The sequence below is a fragment of the Flavobacterium limnophilum genome (genome assembly GCF_027111315.2).
GTDB classification, from domain to species: Bacteria; Bacteroidota; Bacteroidia; order Flavobacteriales; family Flavobacteriaceae; genus Flavobacterium; species Flavobacterium limnophilum.
Genome location: NZ_CP114289.2, coordinates 477,964 through 491,938 on the forward strand (window position 1 = coordinate 477,964; position 13,975 = coordinate 491,938).

General features: G+C 34.6%; 7 protein-coding genes. All 7 read left to right on the forward strand.

All coding sequences use genetic code 11. From position 1 onward, the window contains the following. The gene (locus tag OZP13_RS02075) at positions 1-1,398 is read left to right on the forward strand and encodes an amidase family protein (protein WP_269242060.1); all 1,398 of its coding nucleotides are present in this window, start codon (positions 1-3) and stop codon (positions 1,396-1,398) included. Then, entirely contained in the window at positions 1,398-4,727 is a 3,330-nt protein-coding gene (gene gatB/aspS / locus OZP13_RS02080) for a bifunctional amidotransferase subunit GatB/aspartate--tRNA ligase AspS (protein ID WP_269242061.1), read from the forward strand. Before OZP13_RS02075 ends, gatB/aspS begins: the two co-directional genes overlap by 1 nt. 130 nt (positions 4,728-4,857) lie before the next feature. Continuing rightward, positions 4,858-7,494: an nSTAND3 domain-containing NTPase gene (locus tag OZP13_RS02085; protein WP_281298472.1), complete on the forward strand. Its 2,637-nt coding sequence runs from the start codon at positions 4,858-4,860 to the stop codon at positions 7,492-7,494. Then, complete coding sequence (locus OZP13_RS02090; RefSeq protein ID WP_269242065.1) at positions 7,487-7,660, forward strand: hypothetical protein; 174 nt, start codon at positions 7,487-7,489, stop codon at positions 7,658-7,660. Before OZP13_RS02085 ends, OZP13_RS02090 begins: the two co-directional genes overlap by 8 nt. A 185-nt stretch (positions 7,661-7,845) precedes the next feature. Beyond that, on the forward strand, positions 7,846-9,789 hold the full coding sequence (gyrB, locus tag OZP13_RS02095) for a DNA topoisomerase (ATP-hydrolyzing) subunit B (protein WP_281298473.1): 1,944 nt from the start codon (positions 7,846-7,848) through the stop codon (positions 9,787-9,789). A 44-nt stretch (positions 9,790-9,833) separates the two neighbouring features. Next, positions 9,834-10,769 (forward strand): malate dehydrogenase, encoded by a 936-nt coding sequence (locus OZP13_RS02100; protein ID WP_281298474.1) that lies wholly within the window; start codon positions 9,834-9,836, stop codon positions 10,767-10,769. A 223-nt stretch (positions 10,770-10,992) separates the two neighbouring features. Continuing rightward, positions 10,993-13,962, forward strand: a complete 2,970-nt coding sequence (secDF, locus tag OZP13_RS02105; protein WP_281298475.1) for a protein translocase subunit SecDF — start codon at positions 10,993-10,995, stop codon at positions 13,960-13,962. The last annotated feature ends 13 nt before the right edge of the window (positions 13,963-13,975 follow it).

The window sequence follows — 13,975 nt, forward strand, 5'->3', positions numbered from 1 at the left end:
ATGGAATCTCAAATAAAAAAAATACACCAACAATTGGTGTCAAAACAAATAACTTGTACAGCTTTGGTGCAAGAAAAATTAGACTTACTTAAGCAAAATACCTATAACTCTGTAAACTCTTTATTGGATACTTTGGCACTAGATTTAGCTGCTAAAGTCGATGCGAAAATTGCAAACGGAGAAACAATAGGTTTGCTGGAAGGAATTCCTTTTGGAATTAAAGATGTCTATATGGTGCAAGGAACTTACACTACGGCAAGTTCTGATTTGTTGAAAAATTATAAATCGCCTTACACGGCTACTGCAATCCAGAAATTATTGGATGCAGGTGCTATTCCTTTGGTAAAAGAAAACTGTGATAGTTTTGGTCACGGATCTTCCAGTGAAAACACCATTTTTGGTGCTGTAAAAAACGCCATCAATCCAGAATTAGTTGCCGGAGGTTCAAGTGGTGGATCTGCTGTGAATGTGGCAAAAGATTATACTGTTTTTTCTATTGGTGGAGATACAGGAGGTTCAATTCGTCAGCCTGCCGGGTACAATCATATTTATGGTTTTAAACCTACTTACGGAAGAATTTCTCGATTTGGTCTAATGGCTTATGCTTCTTCTACAGATTGCGTTGGTCCATTGGCAAAATCAATTGAAGATATTCGAATTGTGTTGAATGTAATGAGTGGGAAAGATCCAAAAGATCAAACATCAGTCGCTTCAACAGAAATTAGCGAAGAAGCAATTGCGACTTCTCCTGTGAAAACAGTAGGGTATTTCAAAAACTTTATCGAAAGCGACGCTATCGATGCCCAAATAAAAGGGGATTTCTTGGCAAGCATCGAAAAAATAAAAGCCAGAGGAATTGAAGTAAAAGAATTGGACTTTTTCAAATCGGATATTTTGGTTTCGACGTATTATACGCTGGCAATGGCGGAAACGGCTTCGAATTTATCTCGTTTGGACGGCACCAATTACGGAAACCGAATTGAAGCCGAGAATCTAATTGAAACTTATGCCGTTACCCGTTCTGAAAATTTTTCAGAAGAAACAAAACGTAGAATTGTTGGTGGAAATCAAGTATTGTCTCAAGGTTTTTCGGATGAAATATATTTAAAAGGATTGGCTTTGAGAGATCAGATTTCTGAAAACTTCAGTAAAGATTTTGAAGAGGTGGATATTATTTTATCGCCGGTTACACCAAGTACTCCTCCCAAAATTGGAGACAGTTTAAAAGATCCTTTGGCGATGTATTTGTCCGATGCTTATACGGTTGGATTTAGTTTAGGGCAATTGCCAACTTTAACCGTGCCACAAGGAACGAGTACTGGATTGCAAATTACGGCAGCAAAAAATAATGATGAATTAGTGTTGAAGTTCGCAAACTTCTTAAAAGATACAATATAATGGAATTGGAGCAATTAACGGCGGCTTTAAAAGCCCACGATTTAGAATTGGTAATTGGACTGGAAACTCACGTTCGATTGAATACCAAAACCAAGTTGTTTTGTTCTTGTCCAAATCAAGAAATAGAAACACCTAACGAAAATATATGTTCGGTTTGTACGGGACAAATGGGCGTTTTGCCTGCCTTGAACAAAGAGGCGATTACAAAAGCGATTTATTTTGGTAAAGCGGTCGATTCGTCATTCAGTAATGAAATTATCTCTTGGGATAGAAAGCATTACGAATATCCGGACAATCCAAAAAATATTCAAATCACGCAATTTCACAATCCAATAATTCCTGACGGACACGTTTCTTGTTACCGAAATGACGGTACGCAATTTACCGTAAATTTAACCCAGGTTCATATTGAAGAGGATGCCGCGAAATTGATGCACGAAAAGAAGATTTCGTTAGTCGATTTCAACAAAGCGGGTGTACCATTGATTGAAATTGTTACGGAACCTTGTATTCGTAATATTGAAGATGCTTCAACTTATGCACAATACATCCAGCGTATAGTTCAAAACTTAGGGATTTCTGAAGCGAATTTGGAGAAAGGAGAGTTTAAATCGGATGTTTCGGTTTCTTTGCGCAAAAAACATTCTTACGAATTGAACCCAAGAACGGAAATTAAAAACTTGAACTCGTTTAAGTTTATGATCGAAGCTTTGAAAGAAGAAGTGGAGAAACAATTCAATTATTTTATTGAGCACAAAGAGTTTAGACCTGATCAAACGACTGTATTATGGGATGCTGATTTAAAGCAAACCAAAGTGATGCGTAAAAAAGAATTTGAAGCGGATTACCGTTTTATTTCGGAACCCGATTTACCTTTTGTAAATATCAAAGCGGAGATTGAAGCGATTAAAGTGGATACAAGCGCATTGCCTTATGCTGTTGAATCTATTTTGATTAACGGAGGTGTTTTGCCGCAAGATGCTAAGTTCTTTACCGCAGATAAGTTGCGTTCGCAAACATTTGTGGAAATTAATAACGAAATCAAAGATCCTTCGTTTGTTGCCAAAACTTTGGCGAACAATATTAAGGCTGAAGATTACGCTGAAATTCATAGTATAGCTCATTTAACGGATATTTTCAAATTATTCAAAGCCGAAAAAATTACGGCAGTTTTGGTTCAAAATGCCATTACATCTTATTTGAAAGATCGCACTTTTGACTACAACAAGTACTTTGATGACAATACTATTTCTGAAGATACAATTCAGGAAGTTATTGCTAAAGTGCTTTTAGAAAATGAGGCTGTTGCCAATGATATTAAAGCGGGAGACCAAGGAAAAGCGGGTATTTTAGTTGGTAAAGTTTTAGGCGTTATCGGAAAAGGAGCGAATGGAAAAGTAATTCGTCAAATTATTTTAGGCAAATTAGGAGCTGCCGCAATTTTAGAAAAGAAGGAAGCGGCTGAAAAAGTTACGACAGAAACAATTGTTGAGAATAAAGAAAGTCAAGAAGAAACACTTCCTGAAATTCCAATTATTATAAAGGACACGTACAGAACACATAAAATTTCGCAATTATCCGAAGGAAACATCGGTGAAGAAGTGATGTTGTCGGGTTGGGTTGCCAGTGTTCGTGACCACGGTGAATTAATGTTTATTGATTTGCGTGATTCCAGTTATGAGATTTTTCAAGTTAGAATCAGCAGAGAATCATTTCCTAATATTGATGAGTTGGTGAAATTGAAACCAGAATCTGTAATTTCGGTAACTGGAATTGTTGTCGGTCGTAACGAAGATGATTACAATGCAGGATTACGTACTGGTAAAATCGAATTAGAAACTTCGGCTTTAGAAATTTTAAACTTGTCTAAAACATTGCCTTTTGAAATTAAAAGAGCTGCAAAAACAAATGAAGCTATTCGTTTTCAATACAAGTTTTTGGATCATAGAAATGAAGAAGTAAGAAGAGCGATTGTAAACCGTCATAAAGTAATTAAATTATTGCGTGACATTTTGGATGAAGAGGAATTTTTAGAAATTGAAACGCCAATTTTAAGTGCAGGAACCGATGAAGGAGCACGTGAATTTATTGTTCCAACTCGTAAAGGTTCTGGTTTGTTTTATACCTTGCCACAAGCGCCTCAGCAGTTCAAACAGATGTTGATGGTGAGTGGTTATGAGAAGTATTTCCAAATTGCGCGTTGTTTCAGGGATGAGGATTCTCGTGGAGACCGTCAACCGGAATTCACGCAATTGGATTTAGAAATGGCTTACGCCAGTATGCAGCAAATTATTGATTTGAACACTAAAATGTTTAATGAAGTAGTGAAGAAAATCTATGGCAACAAATGGATTTTACGTCCGTTTGAAGTGATTACCTATAAAGAAGCATTGGATTTCTATGGTTGCGACAGACCGGATTTACGTTACGGATTGAAAATGCAAGACATTACCGATATCGTAAAAGATACGACTTTCCAAGTATTTAGTAAGCCTATTGAAGAAGGTGGAATTGTAAAATGCATCAAAGTTTCGGCTAAAGAGCAAGGAAATAAGCGTATGTCTAAAGGCCAAATCGAAAATCTTACCGCTATTGCGCAACAGCACGGTTTAGGTGGATTGGCTTATATTATTGTAAATGAAGACGAACTGCAATCACCAATTATTAAGTTTTTAGGAGAAGATATTGCGACAGGAATCATAAAAGCGACTGATGCACAAGTAGGAGATATTGTTTTCTTCTCGGCAGCAGATTATGCAACGGCAAACAAAGCTTTGGATGCTGTTCGTCAAGAATTAGGTAAAATATTGCATTTAATCAATCCGAAGGAATTATGTCCAGCTTGGGTAGTTGATTTTCCAATGTTTGAAAGAACGGATGAAGGAAGATGGACATTTACGCACAATCCTTTTTCGATGCCTGCAATTTATGATTTGCAAAAACATATGAATGGAACTGATGAAGAAATCGGAACTATCATCGCGCAACAATACGACATTATCTTAAACGGTTACGAAATAGGTGGAGGTTCAGTTCGTGCACATAAATCAGAGATTCTAGAAGCAACTTATAGAAATATGGGATACAACAAAGAAGAAATGATAAAAAGCGTAGGAACGATGTACAAAGCTTTTCAATACGGCGCGCCACCACACGGAGGAATCGCTTGGGGAATCGACCGTTTGATGATGATTTTGGAGAAAAAAGCATCCATTAGAGAAGTTATGGCTTTCCCGAAAACAGGTTCTAGCGAAGATTTATTGTTTGGCGCACCGTCTATTTTATCGGATAAAAAGGTAGAAGAAATGAATGTGAGGATTATGAGATAATAGATTTTTAAAATCTAAAATAAATAGTAAAAGCGGATTTGTACTGAAAAGTATGAATTCGCTTTTTTTATGGAATTCTCAATGTGATAAAATATAGAAAATGTACTACATTTGTTGAAAAATATAATATATGGAAATTAAACTAAAATTCTCAAAATTAAAACTCACGATTAACTTAAAAGAAGTTGTTAAAAATATTTTTGACTTTAATATTGGAACTGTTTTAACAGAAACTTTAAGAATTGAAAATACAAACGAACAAAAGGCCTTTTTGTTACTCTTAAAGACGATACAAAAAACCAATGTTGAATTAGCAAAGAAATATGGACAACAAGAACTAAACAAAGAAGCCGATTTGGTTTTGAAAGCAAGTTTGCTTGAATCAAATATTGTTTCCTTTTTAGAAAGGGAAGTGGTAATTAAAAGAGAATTTTTTGAAGATATTATCCAGTTTAATCCAAATTATTTACGCGAGTCATATTTGTTTTTTAAAGAGTATTTAGATCTCTTGAATATTAAATATCCTAATGATTTAAATTTTATTTATTTTAATGATTTTAGAATAAATCTTGAAGATGAATTTCAAGAGAATAGAGAAATATATAAATCATTAATAGAATACTTTGATAATCCTATATTCAATGAAAATAAAAAAATGTTGAAACAATTGGATTATTATAAGAAATTAATCAAAAGTTTTGTAGAACCTCTTCAGTCAGACATTCCTGAATGTAAAGAAACTTTAAAAGATCTATACGTTGAACCTTTTTTTGAAATTCATAAAAATAGCTTTACTTCAAAAACTGCAGAAAGTATAAGTGAATTTAATGGACTAGAAAAGGAGATATCTACTCATTTATTTCTAAAAGATTATTACTTTAAAAATAAAAAGCATCCAAATTTTACAAATAGTTATAATTTACTTTTTGTTCTTGGGCAGCCAGGTCAAGGTAAGACTTCATTTTGTAGTAAATTAGTGTATGATTATATAGTTGAATCAGATGGGATTCCAAAAATTCCTTTGTTTTTTGTGAAAATTAGAGATTTAGTTGCAAGAGATTTTATTGATACTCCTTTTAATGAAATCCAAAGACAAATTAATCAAAATTTCGACTTTCAAAATAATGAATGCATATTGGTTTTAGATGGTCTTGATGAGGCCTATATGAGTGGTGGTCTAAATGATGGTGATTTACGGAATTTATATGAACGTTTAAAAAGCACTACACAATCAAATGAAGATTTAAAAATAATTTTGACTTCGAGATTTAATTATTTGAAGCTTAATGATTCTTGTATTGATCGTTCTTCTGTAATTCAGTTAAGTACTTTGAATAGTTCACAAATAAAAGAATACTCTGAAAAATTTAAGCAATTTTATCCAGAGAATAAATTGGTAGAGAAAATTGATAAAATTTTAACTGATAAAAAGTATGAACATATTTTAGAGCTTTTGCAACAAGCTGTTTTGTTGTATTTTATAGCCATATCTGATATTGATATTGAAGAACAAGATTCCAGAACTGTTGTTTATGATAAAATTTTTAATTCGTTAGCAATGCGAAGTTGGGATAAAAATGGTCAGCTAAGTTACATTAAACAAACATTAAAGGATAATCCATTTCGTTATGAAAAACTATTAAGAGATTATATTCGAAATATAGCATTTGCAATTTATCAATCACCAAAATTATATATTACAATTAATCAGTTACTTGAATTAGATGCAACAACTGAATTTATAAATAAATGTTTTGATGATAGTATAAATTATTCTCAAGAAAAAATAAAAGAGATTAGTAAATATTTATTAATCAGTTTTTACTTCCAAGAATCCAAATCCAATGATTCGTCGGACACGGCTATTGAATTTTTTCATAACTCATTATGGGAATATTTGACAGCAGAATATATGTGGGAAGAAAATAAAAAGTTGTTGCTCGATAAAGATAGTTATGGAGATTACAAAACTGTTAATAGAGAGAAATACTTTAATTTATTGGATCGATTAATAGGTCAAAAAAAATTAGGCGATGCCACTTTAGAAAACTTAACAAATATAATTATTAATGCTTCAGAATCAGAAAAAAAAGAGATTGCTCTTTTGTCAAAACCTCTCTTTGATAAACTTCTACAAGATGATTTTTTATTAGAATATAGTATCAGAGATAATCGTTTAAGTTCTATAGAGAAATCTATTGCTATTTTTGAATTATTCTGGGTTTTTTATTATCGATCAAGTCTTGCTACTACCAATATTATTATTGGGGATGATAATTTAATTAAATACTTATTTGATTATTCGTATTCATTTAGAATTAATGGTAGTCTAAAGAATATGAAATTTGTCGGTGATATGATTTCAACATCATTTGCTGCTAGTTTTGATTATGAGAATATTGAATTTAATTCTGAGATAGATAATAGTTGGTTTGCTCGATGTAATTTTAAAGATTTGAAATTTACAGCGGGATTTGGATTATGTGTTTTTTCAGGTTGTAATTTTGATGGTGTAGTTATAGAAGAATGTAGTATGTATAAATATTCTAATTTTGCAGAGAATAAATTTGAAAATTGCAGATTTGAAAATGTATATGTTGAAAATATTAATTGGCTAAAAGATTTGAATAAAAAGAATACTTTGACTCAAGCAATGTTGACAAATCATAAAGTCGAAAAAACTTTTGAGGTTAATCGTATTAGTGGTAAAAGAGAAGTTAAATATATCGTTAGGTATATTGGAGAAGATGTTAAAATAAATGAATGAAAATTTAAAATTTATTCAGGTTAGCATAATTTTAGAGAAAAAAGCATCCATTAGAGAGGTTATGGTTTTTCCAAAAACGGGTTCTAGCGAAGATTTATTGTTCGGAGCACCATCTCTTTTATCGGATAAAAAGGTGGAAGAAATGAATGTTCGAATTATGAGATAATAGTTTAGATTTTGTTATCTAAAACCATTTAAAAACGTCCTCCATTCGAGGGCGTTTTTTATTACAACAAACTAGTAAAATGTTAATAACTTAACAACTTAAAACATGATTTTTATCATAAAATCCTTTATGGTTTGTTATATTTGCGTGTTATACGAAAAATACATTTTTAGATTAAAAAAAATATGAGCGAAGAAATCAAGAAGGACAATTATTCAGCAGATAGTATTCAGGCGTTAGAAGGAATGGAGCACGTAAGAATGCGTCCTTCGATGTATATTGGAGATGTAGGGGTTCGAGGACTGCATCATTTAGTTTATGAAGTTGTGGATAACTCAATCGATGAGGCAATGGGAGGTTATTGTGATACGATTCGAGTAGATATAAATGAAGATGGTTCCATTTCGGTAGAAGATAATGGACGTGGAATTCCGGTGGGAATCCATAAAAAAGAAGGCGTTTCCGCATTGGAGGTTGTAATGACCAAAATTGGTGCCGGAGGTAAGTTTGACAAAGATTCGTATAAAGTTTCAGGAGGTCTTCACGGGGTTGGGGTTTCGGTGGTAAATGCGTTGTCAAACCATTTGAGAGCGACCGTTCACAGCAGCGATGGAAAAGTGTACGAACAAGAATATGAAAAGGGAAAAGCGCTTTATCCAGTAAAACAAATTGGAGAAACTACCAAAAGAGGTACGATTGTAACTTTTTATCCTGACCCATCTATTTTTACCCAAACAATAGAGTATTCTTATGATACTTTGTCGGCTCGTATGCGTGAATTGTCTTTCCTTAACAAAGGAATCACGATTACTTTTACGGACAAAAGAGAGGTAGATAAAGACGGAAATTTCGTTTCGGAAATCTTCCATTCCGATGAAGGATTGAAAGAATACATTCGTTATTTGGATGGAAACCGTGAGCCAATTATTTCTCACGTAATATCTATGGATTCCGAAAAAGGAGAAATTCCTGTTGAGGTTGCTTTGATTTACAATACTAGTTACACCGAGAATATTTTTTCTTATGTAAACAACATCAATACGCACGAAGGAGGAACGCATTTGCAAGGTTTTAGAACGGGGCTTACCAGAGCCTTAAAAAAATATGCAGACGCTTCTGGAATGTTGGACAAATTGAAGTTCGAAATTGCTGGAGATGACTTCCGTGAAGGACTTACTGCCATTATTTCGGTAAAAGTGGCTGAACCACAATTTGAAGGTCAAACCAAAACCAAATTAGGAAACAGAGAAGTTGTTTCGCCGGTAAGTCAAGCCGTGAGCGAAATGATAGAGAATTATTTGGAAGAAAATCCAAATGATGCCCGAGTTATAGTTCAAAAAGTGATTCTTGCTGCCCAAGCACGTCACGCTGCCAAGAAAGCGCGTGAAATGGTGCAACGCAAAACCGTAATGGGTGGAGGTGGATTGCCAGGAAAATTATCGGATTGTTCGGAACAAGATCCTGCAAAATGTGAAGTGTATCTTGTCGAGGGAGATTCGGCAGGTGGAACGGCAAAACAAGGTCGTGATCGTGCTTTTCAAGCTATTTTGCCATTGAGAGGTAAGATTTTGAATGTCGAAAAAGCGATGCACCATAAAGTTTTTGAAAATGAAGAAATTCGAAATATTTTTACTGCACTTGGTGTAACTGTTGGAACAGAAGAAGACAGTAAAGCCTTGAATATTTCGAAATTGCGTTATCATAAAGTAATCATTATGTGTGATGCCGATGTCGATGGTAGTCACATTTCTACTTTAATTTTGACGTTCTTCTTCCGTTTCATGAAAGAATTGATCGAAGAAGGACACGTATATATTGCTGCTCCACCTTTGTATTTGGTGAAAAAAGGAAACAAAAAAGAATATGCTTGGAACGACGATCAACGCGATCAAGCCAATGCCAGAATGGGTGGAAGTGCCGCTATTCAGCGTTATAAAGGTCTTGGAGAGATGAATGCGGAACAATTGTGGGAAACTACAATGGATCCTTCTTTCAGGACATTACGTCAGGTAAACATTGACAGTCTTGTCGAAGCTGACAGGGTTTTCTCTATGTTGATGGGAGACGAAGTGCCACCAAGAAGAGAATTTATCGAGAAAAATGCTGTTTATGCCAATATTGATGCATAATTAAGTTTTTATAAAATTAATAATAAACATTAAAAAAAATCAAAATGAAAGTTACAGTTGTAGGAGCAGGAAATGTGGGAGCATCTTGTGCAGATTCAATTTCTTATAGAGGAATTGCAAGTGAAGTAGTATTATTGGATATTAGAGAAGGTTTTGCCGAAGGTAAAGCAATGGATATCATGCAATGTGCTACCAATACAGGTTTTAATACTAGAGTTTCTGGTGTTACCAATGATTATTCAAAAACGGCCAATAGTGATGTAGTGGTAATTACATCTGGAATTCCAAGAAAACCGGGGATGACTCGTGAAGAGTTGATCGGTATCAATGCTGGAATTGTAAAATCGGTTGCAGATAATGTGTTGGTACATTCTCCAAACGCAATTATCGTTGTGGTTTCAAACCCTATGGATACAATGACTTATTTGACATTGAAAGCCACAGGTTTGCCAAAAAACAGAGTTATCGGAATGGGTGGAGCATTGGATAGCTCCCGTTTCAGATATTATTTGTCACAAGCTTTGGATAAACCATCAAATGATATTTCTGCAATGGTTATTGGTGGTCACGGTGATACTACCATGATTCCTTTGACAAGATTGGCTTCTTACAACGGAATTCCAGTTTCTGAATTCTTGTCAGAAGAAGAATTGGCTAAAGTAGCGGCTGCAACCATGGTGGGTGGAGCTACACTGACAGGTTTGTTGGGAACTTCTGCTTGGTATGCGCCTGGAGCTTCCGTGGCTTATTTGGTGGACAGTATCTTGAATGACCAAAAGAAAATGATTGCTTGTTCCGTTTTTGTTGAAGGAGAGTACGGTCAAAACGATATTTGTATCGGAGTGCCTTGTATCATTGGTAAAAACGGTGTGGAAGAAATTTTGGACATTGCATTAAACGATGCTGAAAAAGCAGCTTTCGCTAAAAGTGCCGATGCAGTCAGAAACATGAATGCTGATTTAAAATCAGTATTGGCATAATAATATATAGGTAAAAATGAAAAGACTGCACTTTTGCAGTCTTTTTTTTGATATTAATCAATAAATATATTGGTTAATCTTTACGTTAATTATATATTTGCTCGGTTTATAAAAAAAGTTGTTGTTATAGTTGTTTTGTTTTTGAAACGAAATATATATAACAATCTCTTTTTTAATTGTTTAAACAAAAATATATACAATAAATAATTAATTTTTAGTAATAATGCAGAATAAAGGACTTATTAAATTTTTCGCAATTCTATTTGCATTGGTAAGTATTTACCAACTTTCTTTCACTTTTGTTTCCAACAAAGTTAAAAGTGATGCAAAATCTTTTGCTAACGGAAATCCGGATAAAGAATTGAAATATTTGGATTCCATAGGTAAAGAAAGCGTATTCAATCTTGGATTTACCAATTTTACTTTCAATGAAGTAAAAGACAAACAAATCAACAAAGGACTTGACTTGGAAGGTGGTATCAACGTGATATTGCAAATCTCGGTTAAAGACGTTTTGAAAGGCTTGTCCAATAATTCAAAAAACCCGGTTTTTAATAAATCTTTGGCCGATGCCAGTGCTAATCAAGAGGGAAACCAGACCTATATTGATGCTTTTTTCGAAGCTTTCGAAGCCAATTCAAAAGGAACAGTAAAACTGGCTTCTCCAGATATTTTTGCCAATAAAACTTTGCAAGGAGAAGGAGGGATTGATTTTAGAATGACTGATTCTGAAGCTAAAAAAGTGATCAGAAAAAAAGTTGACGAATCAGTTGATAGTGCTTTTGGTGTTTTGAGAGAGCGTATCGACAAGTTTGGTGTAACTCAACCCAATATTCAAAAATTAGGTGAAACTGGAAGAATTCTTGTGGAACTTCCGGGTGCAAAAGATGTAGATAGAATTAAAAGGTTATTGCAAAGTACGGCTCAGTTAGAGTTTTGGGAAACATACAAAATCGAAGAGATTGGAAATTTCTTGATGGCTGCAAATGAGTCATTGAAAAAAACTGAAGTTGCGAAAGTTGAAACTAAAGCCGTGGTTAAAGATTCCATAAGTGCTTTGTTGACAAATGCAAAAGATACTGCAACTGATAAAAAAGGAAACAATCCTTTATTGGATAAAATTATCGGTCAAGGTGGAGGTCCAGTTTTGGGCTTGTTTTCACCAAAAGACACCGCTACTGTTGGAGGTTATTTAAGAAGAGCTGATGTTAGAATTTTATTGGGTGCAAACCAAAAGTATGCAAAATTTGTTTGGGGAAAACCAACTTCAATCAAAGATGAAAAAGGTAAAAACATTGAAGCGGTAGAATTATATGCATTGAGAGGAAATCGTGACAATGTAGCTGCCATGAGCGGTGGAGTTGTTACTGATGCAAGCGATACATTTGACCAAATGGGAAAACCAGCCGTTTCCATGCAAATGAGCGGTAAAGGAGCAAAAATCTGGGAAGAATTGACAGGTAGAGCTTATACTCAAAAAAGCAATATTGCCATCGTTTTGGATAATGTGGTATATTCTGCACCGGGTGTTTCCAGCGGTCCAATTTCTGGTGGAAGATCAGAAATTTCGGGTACTTTCGAAATTTCAGAAACTAAAGATTTAGCCAACGTTCTTAGAGCAGGTAAACTTCCTGCTGCTGCAGATATTATTCAATCGGAAGTGGTTGGACCATCCTTGGGTCAAGAAGCCATTGACAATGGTACTAATTCAGCTCTTTTAGGATTGCTTATTGTGTCACTTTGGATGATGATTTATTATGGTAAAGCGGGTTGGTATGCCAATATTGCATTGGCAGTCAATTTATTGTTCTTGTTCGGAATCTTGGCGAGTTTAGGTGCTGTGCTAACATTACCTGGTATTGCCGGTATCGTTTTGACGATGGGAACTGCAGTGGATGCGAATATCATTATTTACGAAAGGGCGAAAGAAGAATTGCGTTCCGGAAAAACATTGCCAGAAGCCATTGCCGCTTCCTATAGTTGGAAAGGAGCGATGCGTTCTATTGTTGATGCCAACGTAACTCACGTTTTGACAGGTGCCGTATTGTTTATTTTTGGTTCAGGACCAATTAAAGGTTTTGCAACTACATTGTTGATAGGTATAATTACCTCATTGTTTACTTCTATCTTTATTGCCAGAATATTTTTGGATTGGAGTGCTGCCAAAAGTGATAAATTATCATTCATTACAGGATTCTCTAAAAATTTCTTTACCAATTTCCATTTCGATTTCTTGGGAGTAAAAAAATGGACTTATGCTTTCTCGGCAATTGTTACAATTGTGAGTATTTATTCATTGGCGACCAACGGTTTGGATCAAGGTGTGGATTTTGTGGGAGGAAGAACTTTTCAAGTGCGTTTTGAAAAACCTGTTGAAGTAGAAACAGTAAAAGCAGAATTGGGTAAAGTTTTTGACGGAAGTGCCGAGGTAAAAGTCTTTGGTAATGATAATCAATTGAAAATAACGACCAAATATAAGGTTCAAGAGCATGGAAGTGAAGCGGACGAAGAAGTGAACAAATTATTGTACGAAAATTTGAAACAACATTATTCAGCCGGATTGACTTATGATAAATTTGTAAATGCTTACGATGGTAAAAAACTAGGTATTCTACAAGCTTCAAAAGTGGGTCCTACAGTTGCGGAAGACATCAAAACCAATGCTTATTGGGCTGTTCTTGGTGCAATGATTATTGTAGGTTTGTATTTGGTAATCAGTTTCAGAAAATGGCAATACAGTTTGGGAGCGATTGCTGCCGTTGCGCATGACGTTATTTTCGTATTGGGTATTTACTCTTTGTGTTACAAATTTATGCCTTTCGGAATGGAGATTGACCAGCACTTTATCGCTGCGATTCTTACCGTAATTGGATATTCGATGAATGATACCGTAATCGTGTTTGACAGGGTTCGTGAGTATTTGGGAGGAAAAGCCAAAGGTAATTTCAACAGCATCGTAAACCAATCCATTAATAGTACAATGTCAAGAACCATCAATACTTCCTTGACGATGATTTTGGTATTGTTGATCATGTTTGTTTTTGGTGGAGATTCTATCCGTGGATTTATCTTCGCAATGTTGGTGGGTATAGTAGTGGGAACTTATTCTTCACTATTTATTGCTACTCCAGTTTTGTGTGACACCATTTCAGCAGAGGAACACAAAAGAATTGAAGAAGAGCACAACGCTTAATTGAATTAAGTTT

Excerpts from the sequence above, each read along its gene's own strand:
- OZP13_RS02075 (WP_269242060.1), top strand. The coding sequence starts at position 1 with ATGGAATCTCAAATAAAAAAAATACACCAACAATTGGTGTCAAAACAA.
- gatB/aspS (WP_269242061.1), top strand. The coding sequence starts at position 1,398 with ATGGAATTGGAGCAATTAACGGCGGCTTTAAAAGCCCACGATTTAGAA.
- OZP13_RS02085 (WP_281298472.1), top strand. The coding sequence starts at position 4,858 with ATGGAAATTAAACTAAAATTCTCAAAATTAAAACTCACGATTAACTTA.
- OZP13_RS02090 (WP_269242065.1), top strand. The coding sequence starts at position 7,487 with ATGAATGAAAATTTAAAATTTATTCAGGTTAGCATAATTTTAGAGAAA.
- gyrB (WP_281298473.1), top strand. The coding sequence starts at position 7,846 with ATGAGCGAAGAAATCAAGAAGGACAATTATTCAGCAGATAGTATTCAG.
- OZP13_RS02100 (WP_281298474.1), top strand. The coding sequence starts at position 9,834 with ATGAAAGTTACAGTTGTAGGAGCAGGAAATGTGGGAGCATCTTGTGCA.
- secDF (WP_281298475.1), top strand. The coding sequence starts at position 10,993 with ATGCAGAATAAAGGACTTATTAAATTTTTCGCAATTCTATTTGCATTG.